This window comes from Acinetobacter sp. P8-3-8 (genome assembly GCF_000214135.1).
Classification (GTDB): domain Bacteria; phylum Pseudomonadota; class Gammaproteobacteria; order Pseudomonadales; family Moraxellaceae; genus Acinetobacter.
Genome location: NZ_AFIE01000001.1, coordinates 228,248 through 245,935, shown reverse-complemented (window position 1 = coordinate 245,935; position 17,688 = coordinate 228,248). Strand labels below are relative to the sequence as shown.

Below are 17,688 nucleotides of genomic sequence, written 5' to 3'. Positions count from 1 at the left end.
ATAAAGCTTCCCCTGTAGCTCTTAACTAGAGCACTCAAACATATATCCAACAATGATTAACGATATAAAGCAGCGATAGTCTTATCATCGCTATGACCTGTCACCGGCCAATCGCTTATCCAATGCTTTACATCTAAAGTAACTTCAATATCTGATAACAGACGATATTGGTTCAACAGTTCACGATAGAAATCAATACGATGCTCAGAAGCTAAATCATCAGCAATCCCATCTGTAACTAAAAAGCAAGCCTCTAACTCTACAGTTGGCTGTACACAAAATTTCCATTTTTCAACCTGATTTTTTTTACCTAATGAGTATGTTTGATTGGCAAATAAACTTTCATCTTTATCAGTTAAAAAATGGATCTGTTGCTCATTTTTAACCGACGTAATGATGCAGCAATCACCATCCCCAATGTGAGCAATAAAAGTACTATCTCCAAATACAATAGCGAAGAGTGCTGTACAGCTACATTGTTCAACTTCAGCCCCATTCAGCTCTTCTAACCAAAAACTATGAAACAACTCAATAACAGATAATGGTTCAATTACTAATGTACTCATATAGTGTCGAGCAACTCTCACTACTGCTCGACATACCGCTTGAGAACCAATATGAGATAAAGGCTTACTTCCTAAACCATCAGACACAGCAATCAAGACCAACTCATTATCAAGTTCTAAGTGACAAGCATCTTGATTAGGTAATCCAAGGCGTTGATGAAACGGCCCTATTTCGGTACCACTGAAACCTCGCCATACTAAACTATTACCAGTCATCATCATTCGATTCATTTTCAATAATATGAGTTAAATCAACTCTGCGCGATGGAATCATGGCTACAATTTCGGATCGCAAAATCATATGTAAAACTTGATCTAATTGTTCTGCACGATAGCAATTATTAGATAGCGTATTTAAGTGTGGCAGATCCGCATCACCACCTACACCTATCAGATATAAATGATCGAGTTGGCTTAATTGAAACCGCTGTTGTGCATTTAACTTAAAGTAACCATCTGTCAATAGCAAAAATTTGACGTCTGGGTTTCTTTCAATCCACTTACAAAGTGCATCAACATTCCCCTCCCCGCTAGTGCTAGGTAATTCAACATCACTTCCAACTGACCAATGAAGTTGTGTAATATTCTCTTGCCAGCTGAAATAACATATATTGGTGTCATGTTGCTCAGTAAATTGCCTGATATAGCGTACTAAGTTAACCAACAACATTGGCTTACCATACTCCACCATACTTCCAGAACAATCGATAATGCAGTGAAGCTTAGATAAACTCATCTGACTCTTCTTGCTGTTGATTTTGCTCTTGCTTAACCAATTGCTCTATTTCTTCTGGTTTAGGCACAACATTGGCATTTTGACTATTGGTACGAGTAGTAACTGACATGGTCACAAATTTAAAAAACTCTTGAATTTGTGAAGCATCTTGAGCTGTGAATACTTTATTCTCTGTACCCGAGATAAATTCGTTAAGTACGGTATTAGAAGCTGCACCACCAATTGCCATTGCCATACGGTCACACTTATTTGAGCGCCCATCATTAACTAAAGCACGTAAAGGTTGTTGCCAAGAATCAGTTGGTTCACCATCTGAAACTAGAACAATTGTTGGACGATATGCACGTGATGGCGTTGTTTCCTTGTCTTCAATCATTGCTTTTGCCATCGAAAAAGCTGTACCCATTGGGGTACTACCACTTACTGTAAGGTCTTGCCACTCGATATCTTTGGCTGAAGTATAAGGTGTGTGAAGGAGAACTTTTGCACCAAAAGTAATAATTGAAACTAAGATCTCTACCTCATTTTTTTCTGCACTGGCAAAGTCTGAAATCATTTCTTTTACAGCAATATTAAGTTTTTTAATACTCTCCCCCCCCATACTACTACTGACATCTAACAGTAGTACTACTGGCAAAGGTTTTGCTTTAGCAACTGTAAAATTAGCAGGGTTAAATCCAGCCATAATTTATCCTCTTATTATCTTAAATATATAATTAACAAATAATTAAGCACATGTATTAACACAGCTACGTCTGACCACCTGAACTCTTAGTAAACTATGCTTAAACAAACTGCTATCTTCACTTACAATTTCTGTGTAAATTTACAATATCATATTTAAATAAAAATTCTTCAATAGCAAGCTTGCCAACTATATAATTCACTGTAATATTTCACTCATAACGATAGATTCTTACTGTTGATTTTTAGGGGGGATTACCAAATTACCTCCCTCCTTTAACTACATAAAAAAGTCTTGAGAAGAAACCTTTGGATATTAATTTTTTAGTGGATTTCTGCTGTTCAGCAAGTTGTTTTTCCAATGCTTGATAATTTATTTCAGCGTGTGTTTTTTGTTGTTCTAATTCTAATTTAGTGTCTACTATACATTGACTTAACTCTATTATTTTTTGATTAAGCACTTCAAGCTGATCTTTTTCCTCTAATTTATCCAAGTCATTATTGTCGATTACTTCTTCTAGAGTTTTAATTTTTTCTATTAAATACCGATTTTCAATGAGCAATTGATCTCTTTCCCTTAATAAATCCATATCATTACTTTGTGACTTGCCTACATTTTCAGTTATTTCCCATTGCTGATACTTAAGATTTTTTGCCATTTTCTCATCATATTTTGGTAAATCACGCTCATAAATTTCATGTGTTCGAAAAGCATAAGCTACATAAAAAGCATTATTTTTGACAAAACCAGCTAAACGTTCAGCAGTAGCATTTTGCTTAATCACGATTAAATTAGTTTCATGCCATTTTTCACTATGTTGATTACGCCATAATGGATTCACACTATTTTTAATTAATCGCTTTAAAGCTAACGCTGGTTGTGTATTATCATATAGGAGTTCATCTATCACATTCTGGCTAACTATAGGATAGGAATTACGATTCTCTATCGATAAAAGTACTTCAGCAAGAGGAGAAATCGTTACCATATTATCGCCAATAGGCTCAATAAATGAAGTAAATAGCGGTTTTTCCTGCTCAGTATAATCAATAATACAAGCGTAATATTCTTGCTCAGCTATAGCCGTTTGCTCATCAATACGCTTCAATGCCGGCACAACACGATTGTAAATATCAATGTCAAAACTAAATGGCAGGGGGGGGAGATTAATCAATTGTTCCGCATGTTCAAATATATATACACTACGTTTTCCATATAACATCCCTAATACTGTTACAAATGGAATCACTCCTTTATAGCCACCTGTTGGATTTAAGATCAAATCATATTGGTAATTTAGGTTATCATCCGTTAAATAAGCCAATATTGTGGTGACTAACTCACGAAATCCTTGTTCTTTTAATGATTTTACATCATGTACTTGTAGCCCCTTAATACGCTTAATTTCAATATTTTGTTTCGCAAGACCAAAAATTTGTTCAATATTTTTTTTAATTCATTAGCGCAAGCTTTACTCGCCGCATTATCTGCTGCTAGCAAAACCACTTTACTCATTGTTGTCAAACCTAATCGTTCAAGAGAATTAATCTCGGCAGATATTTTATGTATGGTGTTTTTAAGTCCTGTAACACGCAGATTTATTTGTTGCTCAAATATTTTTGTATCCTCTTCCCATGCATGACCTGGATTAAAGTATTCAAGTTGCAACTCACAACCATTGGCAATAGAAGTACCTATAGTACAAATAACACATTTATCTTTTTGCATTAACTTACCTTTATCATATAATTTAAATAAAAATTAAACCTATTGGATTGTTTATTTCTTAATCTATCTAGCATTCAATGATTACAGTCTCAGACATAAAATAACAAACCTCATGTTGCTGTGTATTGTACTCATTACTCCCTATCTCAATAGCTTCAACCACAATCGCTTCAAGCCATTTTTTAAATTGTCCATTAATTTTAGAACGAATTTGCTGAAGCCAATCTTTTTCGAATGGCCTTATATCTGTTAATTTTGACAAAGTTTCGGCAGAACACTGCTCAACCATTTCCCTATCAACATTAAAAGAAGTAAATACTCGACTATCGTTAGAAACCATTGAATACATTTTCAAGTAAGAAGCGCTATATTTAGTATCAGCACAAAACTGCCGAGTAATATTAATTCTTCTTTCAGGTTGTTGAGATAACCAAAGATAAAATGCTAGTTCTTTCGGTGGAAGTTTAATCTCTATACCATTTACTAAAATACATTTTTTATTAAATATTATTTGGACCTTAATGCTTGTATTTTTATAAGTATTTAATAATGCAATAGTCTTACTAAAAGACTTTCTTTCCATCTGATTTATAAAGCTTGGATCAACCATATTTCGCATTCGCACAAATGGAATCTCTGCAAGAGTAACTTTTGCTTCTTTAGTATTTAAAACCTTATCTTTGTTAGCAATATAATTATCGTTTAAGGTTGGGAAAAAAAATTACTCCGAAAATTCAAAATCTTTACTAACAAAAACATGACTTAAAATATCTTGTTCTCTACCAAAGATTGACATGGCATAGCCCATATAAAATGCCATAGTCTTGCGACCACCTGCTATTGATGCGTGAATTCGACAGTTCTCATCTGCAGTGAACTTAGCAACAATACGAGTAATGGAGTCCGCAATACTTTGTTGATCCTCTTCTTCACGCCCATTAAAAATCTCCACACCATCCTCATGTTGCATCAGCAAAATATGACTTAATTCAAATTTGAAGTCTGGAAGGTTATGATGCGCTTTTAAATCCTCAATCTGCCCTCTTTCAAATAACCACTCAATTGCTTTTGCTTTTGCATTTACTGATGTGATTAAGTAAACTTCATCAGGAAAAGGCTTACCTTGCATGTGAATTGCATAAAGTGTTTCAGTTAATACCTGAGGGCTTATCCCCATGATCGAAAGCAGTATCGTTTTCACTCCTTACCCCTCAAATAACTTCCAAGCAAAGTACAATTCTGCTTATTTATCACTAAAAAAACAACAATCTAGCACTAAAATAACATTGGACTGAATAGCCACTGATTTAATAAACAGCTTTTAGTTAAATAAAATTCATCCTTAATCTGATGAAAATTTTTAACCTTTTTACCCAAGTAAATTTCAACAACTAAAGATTACTACTGTAATCTTTAGTTCATATATTGATTGAGAAAACCAACTCAATTCAAGTTGCTTTTTATGCCAGTCTACAATCCCATAAAGAAGAGAACTTACTAGCCTCTTCTGAGTTTGAAGCAATGTACTATGATAAGATTAAAATATTAGGTCAGGTGGCCTAACTTAAATAAAAAGTCTCCGACAATCCCGGTACGGTTCAGTTCCTTATTTGTAAGTTTTTGCCCAATTTCTAGCTTATTTATGGATAACATTGTTTTAGAGAATTCCTTTAAATCATAGCTGCTACAAGTTCTTGTCCAATCAAGACACCTTTTTCCAAATCAAAAGGAAGTACATATAAACAAAGCTCATCTGAATAGTTAAAATGTGGCAAATGAACTGTAAATTTTTGATGTTTTGGATAGATCAAAATCAACTGACCTTTTTGGCCTAAATACTTATTGCCATAGGCGTGCATTTGATACAAATCAGCCTGGCTGATTCCATATTTTTCAGTGGAATTAGCCTTCTCTTGATGAATAAATTTCCATTTGGTATCAAGAATAACCTGACAGTCCCCCCCTTTATAGACAGCTAAATCAGGTTCTAATGCAAACCAGTTTTGTAATGTTCTATTTTTAGGTGTGTGACTCACCAATGTTTGTCGACTCGGTTGAATCTGTAATCTATGGCAAGGTTTTAACTGAGTTTGTAGCTTTTTCGCCACATATTTTTCGAAGAGCTGTGGCATAGAAAATAGTAAAGACATGCCACGGCGTTCGCCATTTTGAAATGATGGATTGATATTCAGCAATAATAGCTCACACCATGGTTTTATATCTTCGTATTGACTAAATAACTTACCTTCACGCCATTGCCCTAAGCTTTCAACGGGATCATGACATGTTGGTATCTCATGCATTAATTCAGTAAAATCATGCCCGATTGCGATAGAATGATCATTCCTAGTCATTTCTAATGCATAAATTAACGCTGTTTTAATTAAGCGATTTTCAATACCATTAAACAGGAACTCATCATATTCAATTTCAAATAGATAATCCTTACCTACTCCATGGTTAATCTGTTGTTGAACTAATAGCCTTCCTTTCAGATAAGGCTGCACATCTTGTACTAACTCGTAATCACGTTTTAGCCCATGATGGATAAGTTGTTCGAGCTCTTCCAAAAAGCGTCGAATAATCCACTCATGTATTGGCAAATCAGTTTGCGTTAAATCAGCTTCACTCATCTCTTTAGGTCGTATGTCATAAACCTCAGAGAGCATGTTTTTTAATATATTTTTAGATTTTACAATTTGGCTATCACCTAATTCAATTTTAGGTAAAATCTGAATCTGCTCCTCATTGAAAGGGCTTTGTATATAGCCAACATAAGCACCTAACTTAAAACTGTTGCGCCGTACTTCTTCTAATACAAGAACCTGATCAGTTTCTTCAATACGAGTAGCTTGATACTTATCAATCATCCAATCCAAAGTCTTTTGACTAATATAAGCACGACGACTTGCTGTTGCTAAAGTATTCTCAGTCACTACAGTCTTTTGATAAGACTGTAGCTCTGCGTATTCTGTTACCGTAATCATCTTAGTGGTAGATCTGTTGGAAACGTTTTAAATCACTAAAGCAGCCTAGATTTAGTTCGACTGCAAACAATGGATTTCCTTTTGGTTGCTGCCCATAGCCAAAGATATTTTCATCAAAATTCAAGTCCTGAATTATCTTTCGCTCATCCATATCATCTGGATTATCATTCAATACCAAACCTATATGTTTTAAATTACTGAAGAAATATTCTTGCAATAGCGGAATGATCTTATTTTCAAAAATTCGTCGTAATGTTTCCAGATACTTAGTTTCGTCCATTACCGAACACAAAGGCATGAAATAGCTATGACCAATTTGATAATCTTTACCTTTTAAATATTGAATGCGTTGATTCATTTTTTTGAGCATTAGAGGAATATCCACATCATGCTGCGATGCTTCCATATCCTCTAGAATTTGGCTATCTGGACCAACTTCCTTAAACTCAAATCGACGACGCAAGGCTAAATCTAATTGTGTCAGTGACTTATCTGCCGTATTCATCGTACCGATCAAATATAAGTTAGAAGGTACAGTAAAAGGTTCCTTTGAGTATGGCAAAGTTAATTCACGTGCATCTGACTTACCCGCACGCTTATCATCCTCAATCAGGGTAATCAGTTCACCAAAGATTTTTGAGATGTTGCCTCGGTTTATTTCATCCATAATCAGTACGTGATTGACACTATTAGTGATGAGTGTCTTTGGGTTATGAATTTCTTCAATAATGATATCTTGGGCTTTCAACTCTTCAACAAGCTGTACCCAACTGATACGTGCTAACTCATGTACCGATTTGATTCCCAATTGAAAATTATTGTTTAAAGCTAATATATTGAAATTAATACCCGTTGCTAGCCATTTCACTTTTCTGACATGCGCAAAGTCGGAATCTAATTCATAGGCTTGTACATCAAAATAATAGTCTGAACTGATAACACCTATAGCTTGGATACTCTTCCTATCACGTAAACACAGTATGACGTCACCAATCTTCATTCCTTCACTAAAATCATTTAAAGATGTTTGATCATTAGGACCTAATGATTCGAAATACTTGATTTGATCTTCATTACGCTCAGTTAATAAATTGCCAGTCGCATTCCACCCTATACGTATTTCACTATTCTCAAAATATTTTTTTCTGCGTTCTACATCCCAAGTTTCACCTAATGAAATTTTCCAGATTTTAGGTGAACTATTGAGTCCTAAAACATCATTCTTATTAATCCCCGCTGCCTTTTGTGCTTTTATGGCTATTTTTTTTAAAATCCCATCTTCAACTTTATAGGCAATATTAGTTTGACCTTCAGGTACATATGCTTTTAAACCTTCAATAAAGTCTTCATAACTAAAACTTTGATGGAAAGTAGTAAAAGCAATTTGCTTTGTCTTGATTAGTTCATCATATTTTTCTTTAATGGCCTTATGATGTTCAATTGTGTCCGTTTCGGTTAGTGAGGCATACCAATCTGGGGCAGCAATTTGAACAGCAAGTTCTGTAGTTGCATACGTTTTACCTGTACCTGGTGGGCCATATAAAATCTGATTCAGTGGCATATTGGTTTCTATTTTATTTTTCGTGCTCAAATTATTGTCTTCTTGTTTATGCCCTTTATTTAATCTTGAACGATTGACATCAACGACAGCTTGATAATATAGGTCATAAAACTCTTGATCTTTGAATGTCTCTTTTATTCGCTTTAAAGTATCCAGATAATCATTCCATACTTGTAAAGCTTTATCTTCAGTTTCAACAACAGTATCTGTGTAACTAATTTTACTTTTATCTAGAAAAGCCTTTCCTGTCGCATTTAACGGAAAAAATAAATCTGGTCGACAACGATATAAGCCGGTTGAAAGTTTATTAATCCCAATGACATCTTGTGGCAATATTTCAATAATAATTTTTTCTATTTCTTTGATATCTTTAAGTTCCGCAAGTTTTCTAAACAATCCCCATAATCTAGATATGATTTCTTTTGGTCTTTCGTAAATATCACTACCATTTTGTTTAACTCTATAAGGGTAATACCATGCACTTTGTGCATCAGATTCGGCACAGCCAGTTAAATCAACACGAAAATCATCTCTATTTAGCAAACCACTATGCAATGTTGATCTTTTCTTCAATGTACCCACATTGATCAAACTAATTACAGTAAAGGGATCTATTTCTGTATGATGCTTTGGTTCCTCAATGATATTGCCATTTTCATCGAGTGTTTTATCTGACTTAAAACTTTGATCAACTTGTTTTTTTAGATCCTTTAAAATTTGAGCTAACTCATTCTGTCTCCCTTCAAATTTCAATATATGTGAAAACAGGGTATTTTTATAAAAATTTACCCATGCATTTTTATCAACAACTTCCACGGCTCTTTTCTCGACTAATTATTAAAAATTCTGTAAAATTAGTGACATAGAATCTAAACACCAATCATTGCTCACAGTTTAATACCATGTAGATCTCTGGTATCGTGTTACCTATTGCTCATGAGAGAAAACGAACTAAACTAAGTAGCTACTCTTCACCCCATAAGAAGAAATAACGACTTCCTTCTTAGCACGCGTTAAAGCAACAAATACAAGTGATCTCTCATGAGCATCTGCTTCAATCTGAGACACTTCATCTGCTTTATGCTCGACGGCATTCTTTAATGGTATAAGCCCCTCATTACAAGATGCTAAAACAATTAAATCAAATTCCAAGCCTTTAACACGATGGATCGTGGCAATTTTTACAACATCCTTTGGAGCATGTGTTTCAGAGGTTTCAATTCTATGGAATTTTCGCTTCTCAGCATTAAATTGTTGAGCAATTTTATCTATTTCCGCATTCGTTCTTGCAACAATACAAATACTCTCTAATGGATAAGATGACTGATCAATAAAAGCAAATACCTTTTGCATTTGTTCTTCAAAATTTTGACTATTATCAAAGATAAAAGGTGCTGGTCCATGCGTCAGAGACTTATACAAAGTATTATCATCCTCACCACCATCCAAATCATCTATTGGCATATCATTTAGAATTGCGCTTGCAAACTTTCTAATTTCATCCGTGGTTCGATAATTAATTTTGAGTTTAGCTGATCGCCCACGTACATTAATCCCAACTTGACTCAAAACTACTTTATTTTGATCATAAATACGTTGATGTGCATCACCAACAATAAAGAGATCATTTTCTTGCTCTGGCACAATCGCTCTTAACAACTTGAATGCTTGTGGTCCCATATCTTGGGCTTCATCCACAACAATACTTTGATAAGGAAAATCTATACCATTTACTTTGATAAAGTCTGCTGCATCTCGATAGGCATCTGATATTTCTTTGATTCCATGTTGATTCAGCAAACGTCTATATTCAGATAAAACATCCCAAACTTTAATTTTATCTGCTCGACTTAAACGTGTACCTCGTCCTACACGGCGTGCCTGCTTATATTCCTCAAGTGAGGTAATGCCCTGTGGTTGTATTACATGCAACCATTCTTCTTTGAAAAACTCTAAGCTTAATGTCAATTCTGGTGACATTTCTGCATAGGCCATTTTCCAATGCTCATCTAACTTTTCTCGACTGTAGACAATCTCAAAATCATATTTTTGTTTACGTAAGAAATACTGAACCCATCGATCTAAATTCACGACTTCAATTTTTTGCAGTAAAGCCTCTCCACATAAACTTCTAAGCTGATCTTCAATATCTTGTGCTAAGTTCTTGGTAAAAGTTGTAAATAGAATTTTATGATTGGGATCAGTTAAATTCTCCGCTAACCATTTTGCTCGGTGCATAGCCACTACCGTCTTACCCGTGCCAGCACCGCCTAAAACACGAATAGGTCCTTTTTTATGTCCTGTTGCTAGTTTACGTTGTGATGAGTGTAGGAAAACACGCCATTTTTCTAGCGATGCACTTAGCATCTCCTCCAATTCCGTCTCACCAGAAACCACAGAGAATTTGGCTAATGACTGATCCCTAGCCAGTGCAGCCTCAAAATCGGTCGTACTAAATTGACTATCTTCAGCAATTTCACGCTCAGCAAGAATGGACTCGTAGCTTTGCCCTGCTAGATACAAGAATAAGCCTTCATAGGCATCTTGTGGCAAATTGGTTTGTAACTGATCCAAATCTTCTTCCGTTTGCACTAATCGAACTTGAGGGATTAAATCTTCTGGCACCCCTAGTTTCATCAATTGCTTATCACGCAAAGAATTGAATAAACTTTCCGAAGTCTCCTGAGACTCTATTACCACTGCTTGGACTTCACTTTGATAAAGCTGAATAGCACCTGTTTCGGCATTAATATTACATTTATGCGTTTTCGCCCATGTGTAGGCATCATCATGGTGATCAACCCAAAGCAATAACAGAATATTGCCTTGTTCGGAGACAATGATGCGATAGGTCTGATCTACTCGTAATGATCTAAAGCTATCATCTTTGACAACTTGTAATTTTTCTAGATTAAAACCAGGCAAAGAGGGATTGACCATAAACTTCATAATCTGTTGGTTTACTTTTGCCTGAATATTGGATGGCAATTTATTCAGTGATGCAAAATATCCATCAGAAAAAGCCAGCTTTAAATTTGTTTTCATAGCTTATCCCCCAATTCAGTTACTAATATTTCCAAATTATTTTCAAATAGGTATACGTAATACCCTTGTTGTTCGAATACTTCTTTGTCATCGAATTGATATGGCAAAAGCACAATGATTTTTTGATCTTTCCATAACAATTCAGCTTCTGCCAAAATTTCACCTTTAGCACCTTCTAACTCAAAGCCAACTAAAGGCATAGAAATACATTGATCCTTTAATGCGTATAGCAACGGATGTATAACTTCTGATGCCTCTTCAAATACAAATGACCAGTCATCATGATCTGAAACAGACGGTGTATTCCAACTCAATCTTGAATAGACACCTTCATTGGTTTGTTTAATTTCTCCAGCATATAGATTTGGACAAAACTGAAACCAATTCATGAGTTGCCACAACTTCATCCACAGCAATTTAGTTTCTTCGAGATTTTTTTCACCTAATTGGACTTGAATACCAATCATGAGTTCGTTTAAATCCAGACTATTAATAATGCCAGTACCTGCAGCATACGCTAATTTAAGCTGATTTTCGTTATGACCAAGTTCGAATATATTTGCCAAAAGAAGTGACTTAGATTGAGAAAGCTCATTAAACTCCAAAGGAAAATACTGAGTAAAATTTTTCCATTGAGCTAAATTTTGATCTGATTTATGCCTCGGGTCGATTAAGCGTAGAGCTTGTAAAGCACTTAATTTTTGCAGATCTTCTGTATTTGGGTGACTTAAAAATTTCATCAATAAATTAAAACTATTAAGTTGTAAATCATTGAGCGTATATGGCTTCAATTTTTGTTCATGTGCTCCTTTCAATCTAGTATATGCTGATGTTTCTTCCACAACACTTGGAAATACATTGGCAACTTTAACTTCATTTTTTGCAAAGCTAGATTCCACATCGTGCCATGTGAGAGACCAGACCCAATACTGTCCTGAACGTAGCAGTGCCTGACGTTTAAGTAAATCATCATGCACACTTTGTGCATGATACTCATAACCGTCCAAGAAAATTGCAATCGGTTTAAAGCCTGCTTTCTTTGCTTCTTTATTTTCTGGGTAAATAATAAAGTCTGGCTCACAAGCATAAGCAACGCCCTGTGATGGACCCAATTGGACATGCATTTCCATACGGTATTGTTCTTTATCAATACTTAAATGATATGCCTTATTTCCTTTGATCAAATCAACTTTTACACTGACTTTCTTACCACCAACAAAGGGTTGTAATTCTGGTTCATTAAATGTTTTCATTGCTTCTGGGAAGCGTACTTCTAGCTGGCTATCCTCCCAAACCACTTTTTTCACTTTCCCTAAGTGTTCAACTTTTTTAAATGTCGGATCATCACGTAATAACTCATGCAACATATTCAAAGCGACTTTACGTGAAGTGCTTTCCATACCGTAGGAATTACGATAGGCATACAAGCATTGATAGCAACCATCCACCTCAGGAATGACATGTTGACATGAGCATTCAGCCATTACTTTTTGGGCTGCTTTAAATGTATCTAACAAATGCTTTGGGTCCGCGAGCAATTCATGTAAATAACCCGTACCACCAGGAACGCTGTCATAAATTACTAAGTAGCGTTCTCTAAAGTCACTACCAGCAACAGGCTGTTCAGAAATCATAATTTGTAAGTGATCGACTTTGCCGCCAAATTTCTTTTTAAGGCCTAACTGCATTGCTGCAACAAAAGAGTTGATCTGTTCATCTGGCGTTGCTACAGCCATACTCGGCATAAGAATACGGATGGCTTCTGAAACATATTGTCGGTACAAATACAGACATTGTTCAATGCCACTTTCATCTTGATTTTTAGCAAAGCTACAGTAGTGCTGATGTTTTGCAGGGCCTTTTTTATCTTGTACAGTGCCGCATTCCTTGCAGATTCTAAAACCTGGGCGCTCTAACTCCTTACCAGCGATGTAAAAGGTTAAGTCAGTAGAGCCCGTACTTTCACCAAAATTCATTTCAATAAATTTTGCTTTTTTAACGAATTCAAAACCAAAAGGTCGATCTTCGTTTTCAAAAGCATATGCAAGTTCCACATCCTGCGGATCAACATCCACGAGCATCTGCTTATTAAAGAATAATGGTTCACGTGTTTCACTATCATCAGATAGCATCGCCTTAGATTTCAATGTATTGGCATACACCTGCACCAATTTCAATACTGGAAACTGCTGCCTTACATCTGCCCATTGAATATCACCACAACGGGGACAACTTGATGCCGTGACCGTTGAACCCACCGTCTCATGATAACTACAGCTTGGGCACATTCGCATCATTTCAATGGCTTTACCCTTTGCTGTTTCGACGCGGGTAATCTCAACCTTGTGATGCGACGCATAGAAAATACTATTCGGTGCCAATTCGCTAATTGCTGCATGAGCTGGTCGTGTATATTCATACTCTTCGGAATGATACGGTGAAGCACTCGAGGGATCTGAAGACTTTCTAAAAATGACAGACTTTAATGTCGTACCTTCCTCAGGGAAAGCATAGTTAGGGAGTAAGCCTTCATCTGTTAGAAAATTAAATGTCGCTTTGCTATAAATATTACGTTTAAGCCTTGCCACACCTGTAATTTCCTGATGAAGCTCCTCTAATTTCTTTTTCTTTTCTTCATCATCAGGTAATGCTTCAGTTTTCTTCAGCGTTTTTTCTAATGCATTCTTCTGCTCATTTAAACGATTGATTTCCTCTGCTAACTCTTTAATTCGATTAATCAAAACCCATTCAATTTGCTCTTCTTCAGCTTCATTATTAATGATTACTTTTTTGAGTCGTTCACGATTATCTGCACTCATTGTAGGAGGCAGTAATTCACTAAACTCATCCCATAAACGATCACGATTGGTCCGTATGTATTCAATTAAAGTGTATGGGAAACGGTCTGTATTATTGGTTTTGACTGCACCAATGACCAATTGCATGGTTTCTGGAATACTTTGCTTACCTTGTTCTGCTCGTCCCCAGTCATCAAAACAGTATGCGAATAGTTGTCGTTTCAACACCATCGAAGCTTCTAGGAAAATTGCAGGTGGCTCAACATTGCCCGCCATCATTTGCAATGGATTTGCATAAAAATACAAATCATGTGGTTGTCCATTGGCAACCGTTAACGCCACAGAGTTCCCCGTCGAACGTCCAGCTCGACCAATACGCTGTAAATAGCTTGCCTGTGATGGTGGTACTGAAGCCAAAATCACCGATGACAGATCACCAATATCAATACCCATTTCCAAAGTTGGTGTCGCAGACAATAGGTTTTCAAACCATGGCTTACGTTCACCTGATTTTTCTTTGGCTTTGAACTGATTTTCAACTTTTTCACGTAATGAACGTGACAATAAACCAGTATGTTCATGTCCAATTACACGATTAATTTGCCCATGCAAGTAGAAATGTCTATAGAAATTATTCAATGGACGGTGATCTTTCTTCCAAACATACATCCGAGAGTTGTTCTTTACGTTTAACTGCAGTGATGGAAGATCTTCAATCTCCTCATCCCATTGCTGTGGAACATTCAGCTCACCATGACCTTGAGATAAATCTAAGCTATCTGAGGCACGTAAGGTGAATGTACTGAGCTGATGAGTAACAAACAGTTTTTGCGGATTTAAACCCCAGACTCGTGCATCTTTGGTTTTAATCACTCGTTCAACCACTAAGTCCACACTTTGTAAGGCTTTTAAGCAATATTCAAACAAATTGCTATAAAAGTCTTTGGCCACCAGTTGTTCTGTATGTACAACCAAAGTCAGCCACTTTTCATACCAGCTCTGACCTTTTTTCAAAGTGATACTTTCAAAATTCTTACATTTATCACTTGCAGGAAATACAGGTAATTGCGAGTGCGAACCAAAGGTGGGTAAGGTCTTGTCATTGGTTAAAATATAATAATCACCACCACGCTCTACATAACCCTCTAAGAGTTGATGATAGATTGCACCTTGATTACGTAATCTTAGGCAGATGCCCCACAGTACTTGTTGCGCTTGTTTTTCAGACAGCTCATATCCCAAATGATTAAGTGCATCGTGTTTTAATTGATTCGCTGCTTGATGGACTAAGGTTGCTTCCCAATACAAAGTTGCCACACCAGTACGACGTAAAGAACGCCCTGTTTGGCTTTTAATACCGAGCTCGTGCAGTGCTTCCCATGCAAGGCGACGCTTAATATCTGCCAATAATTGTGCAAGTTGAGGGTTTTTACCCTCTTTCATATCAATATACGTTTCACGGGACTCTAAATTAGGCGCAATAAATTCAGTAATGAACTTCTCATGCGTCCAACCATTTGGGTTTTTCTCATTCAGTTCATAATCTTCAAACCAATGATTCACAAAGTCCAAATAAGGCACTGAGCCATGTTTAGCAATGTATTGTGCCATCCCTGTTCTGAGGTTCATTTCCCAAGTACGTGCACTATAAAAACCAGCACGATGAGTGGCATCTTGAACAGAGTCGGAAAAAGCGATGACTTTTTTATCTTGATTGAGTTGATTTGAAAACAGTTGGTTAATCGCAACCGAAGTTAGGCTTGCGGCCTGAGAACCAAAGATAATCAGCGAGTTACGAGATTGACAAGATGGGCATGTCCGTTCTTTTTTGGTGGTATTTACCTCCTTTTCTTGAACTTCTTTAATCTCAGCACTTTCTACGACACAAACAACGTTTTTAGAGCCACATTTATTACACTGGTCTGTTTTCACACCACTTTGATGGCAACACTCCCCACATAAATAACTCACCACACCCGTAACATCCTGACACTGTTCAGGATCAATCGGCATCAAATATTTAGCTTGGACATCATTTTTAAAGAAACGGTTATACAATTTTCGTAGGTCTGTTTCGATCTGGGTATCACCCATCTTTTCTGCAGCAAGCCATGACGTTGCGTGACATTCCGAACATTGCAGAACGGGTAATACCACTTGATCTTTTTGTTTTTTTAAATCGTCATGAAAGTGTAAATGTACATGCTCAGGGTCTTTATTTACCGTGGCGACAATACGGCGAAGCTCTCGAATCCATGCTTGGAATCTTAGTGAGACAAAGGGTTGTCCTGGGTAGTCTTTTCCACGTGCATGAGATACCAATGCCAATAATGACATCAGAATATGCTCTGCATAAGATCTTAAACTTGGTGGTAATGTTCTTGCTTCAGGGACTAGACTTGAAAATGCTGTCAGGGTTTGTGCATCATTCAACAGTTTTAAGAAGAAAGCATGGCTTTTTAACTTTAAGCCTAATTCTTGGCGGGATTGCATATTGCTAGGGTCGAGGTCAAAACCGCCATCAGATGCTTTACCAAAGAAGAACCACGCCTGATGTTTTAGATACTCTTCTTCCGATTCAAACTGTTGTTGGTTTAACAGTTTTGGATCGAAGTCATAAGAGATGCTGTAATACTCAATCGGTGCTTGGAATTCGGCTGGGCTGACCCGTGTTTCACCAATAATACTGTCTGCTGTAAAGTCCGCATCGAAGATTTTCGAAACAAAATCGAGTAAATCCCCTTTGCTTTCTTCAGAGCCAATAGTTGCAGAAGTCCCCACCGTGACCAAGTGATTCTTTGGTGTTTTTAAATGTGCTTTTAGACGCCGAATCAACATCGCTAAATCAGAACCTTGTGCACCATCAAAGGTATGTAATTCATCGACAACTAAATACTTTAAAGTGTCTGATTTGTTTTGCACCCAAAGACTTTGATCTTTAGGACGCATGAGCAAGTAATCCAACATTTTATAGTTGGTTAACAAAATGTCTGGTGGTGTCTTACGCAAGGTGTCATGGTCGGTAATGACTTGCGTTGCTGACATTTGTTTGGTGCCACTGGCTGCATTATCATCTTGACCGACAAATAGCCCGACATTGACACGATTTTTTAGTTCAGGAGTGTTATGGATGACTTCGGCAAAACGTTTCGCTTGGTCGGTTGCCAAAGCGTTCATTGGGTAAATGATAATGGCTTTAATGCCTTTACCTGCTTGTTCTAAGCAATGATTCAACAATGGATATAAGAAACATTCTGTTTTACCCGACCCCGTGCCTGTAGCAACCAAAGTTGGTTTTGCAGTTTCTCCAACAAGACGTTGCCATGCTTTTTCCTGATGTGCAAACGGTGAATGTTCTGTTTTGAAGTTTGGGAAAAAATGACAAGTCGCTTTAGGATTTTTAGCAAAAGGTAGCCCTAAAGAGACATAAGGTCCTTTAAAAAAAGCTTCCCCATTTGCGTCTTTATCAACCAGTGCTTCAAACTTGCCTTTAAAGTGTGGTGTTTCCGTTTCGTACCCTGTTGTAATAAAACTTTTTAATGCTTGCTCTATATCTTTTGAAATTAAACTCGGAAACATCCT

11 protein-coding genes are annotated in these 17,688 nt (G+C 36.5%); all 11 read right to left on the bottom strand.

Annotation, left to right across the window (positions count from 1 at the left end; translation table 11 throughout):
- Positions 1 to 56: 56 nt before the first annotated feature.
- Positions 57 to 785 carry a PP2C family serine/threonine-protein phosphatase gene (locus GGG_RS0101085; RefSeq protein WP_010111353.1) on the bottom strand — a complete coding sequence of 243 codons (729 nt, stop codon included), beginning with the start codon at positions 783 to 785 and terminating at the stop codon, positions 57 to 59.
- Positions 772 to 1,302, bottom strand: a complete 531-nt coding sequence (locus GGG_RS0101080) for a hypothetical protein (protein ID WP_010111351.1) — start codon at positions 1,300 to 1,302, stop codon at positions 772 to 774. Before GGG_RS0101080 ends, GGG_RS0101085 begins: the two co-directional genes overlap by 14 nt.
- Positions 1,289 to 1,987, bottom strand: coding sequence for a VWA domain-containing protein (locus GGG_RS0101075; RefSeq protein ID WP_010111349.1), 699 nt, complete (start codon positions 1,985 to 1,987; stop codon positions 1,289 to 1,291). Before GGG_RS0101075 ends, GGG_RS0101080 begins: the two co-directional genes overlap by 14 nt.
- Positions 1,988 to 2,249: 262 nt before the next feature.
- Entirely contained in the window at positions 2,250 to 3,383 is a 1,134-nt protein-coding gene (locus tag GGG_RS0101070; RefSeq protein WP_264650117.1) for a CRISPR-associated protein, read from the bottom strand.
- Positions 3,356 to 3,715 (bottom strand): hypothetical protein, encoded by a 360-nt coding sequence (locus GGG_RS0101065; protein WP_010111344.1) that lies wholly within the window; start codon positions 3,713 to 3,715, stop codon positions 3,356 to 3,358. The genes GGG_RS0101070 and GGG_RS0101065 overlap by 28 nt, the downstream gene beginning before the upstream one ends.
- Before the next feature lie 67 nt (positions 3,716 to 3,782).
- Positions 3,783 to 4,325, bottom strand: a complete 543-nt coding sequence (locus tag GGG_RS20390) for a hypothetical protein (RefSeq protein WP_050809020.1) — start codon at positions 4,323 to 4,325, stop codon at positions 3,783 to 3,785.
- Positions 4,326 to 4,436: 111 nt separating this feature from the next.
- On the bottom strand, positions 4,437 to 4,916 hold the full coding sequence (gene csm6 / locus GGG_RS20385) for a CRISPR-associated ring nuclease Csm6 (RefSeq protein ID WP_138920245.1): 480 nt from the start codon (positions 4,914 to 4,916) through the stop codon (positions 4,437 to 4,439).
- A gap of 469 nt (positions 4,917 to 5,385) precedes the next feature.
- Positions 5,386 to 6,702 (bottom strand): McrC family protein, encoded by a 1,317-nt coding sequence (locus GGG_RS0101055; RefSeq protein WP_010111342.1) that lies wholly within the window; start codon positions 6,700 to 6,702, stop codon positions 5,386 to 5,388.
- A 1-nt stretch (position 6,703) separates the two neighbouring features.
- Positions 6,704 to 9,079 (bottom strand): AAA family ATPase, encoded by a 2,376-nt coding sequence (locus GGG_RS21290; RefSeq protein WP_010111341.1) that lies wholly within the window; start codon positions 9,077 to 9,079, stop codon positions 6,704 to 6,706.
- A 135-nt stretch (positions 9,080 to 9,214) separates the two neighbouring features.
- Positions 9,215 to 11,308, bottom strand: coding sequence for a UvrD-helicase domain-containing protein (locus tag GGG_RS0101045; protein WP_010111339.1), 2,094 nt, complete (start codon positions 11,306 to 11,308; stop codon positions 9,215 to 9,217).
- Positions 11,305 to 17,685 (bottom strand): DEAD/DEAH box helicase, encoded by a 6,381-nt coding sequence (locus GGG_RS0101040; protein ID WP_010111337.1) that lies wholly within the window; start codon positions 17,683 to 17,685, stop codon positions 11,305 to 11,307. Before GGG_RS0101040 ends, GGG_RS0101045 begins: the two co-directional genes overlap by 4 nt.
- Between the last annotated feature and the right edge of the window lie 3 nt (positions 17,686 to 17,688).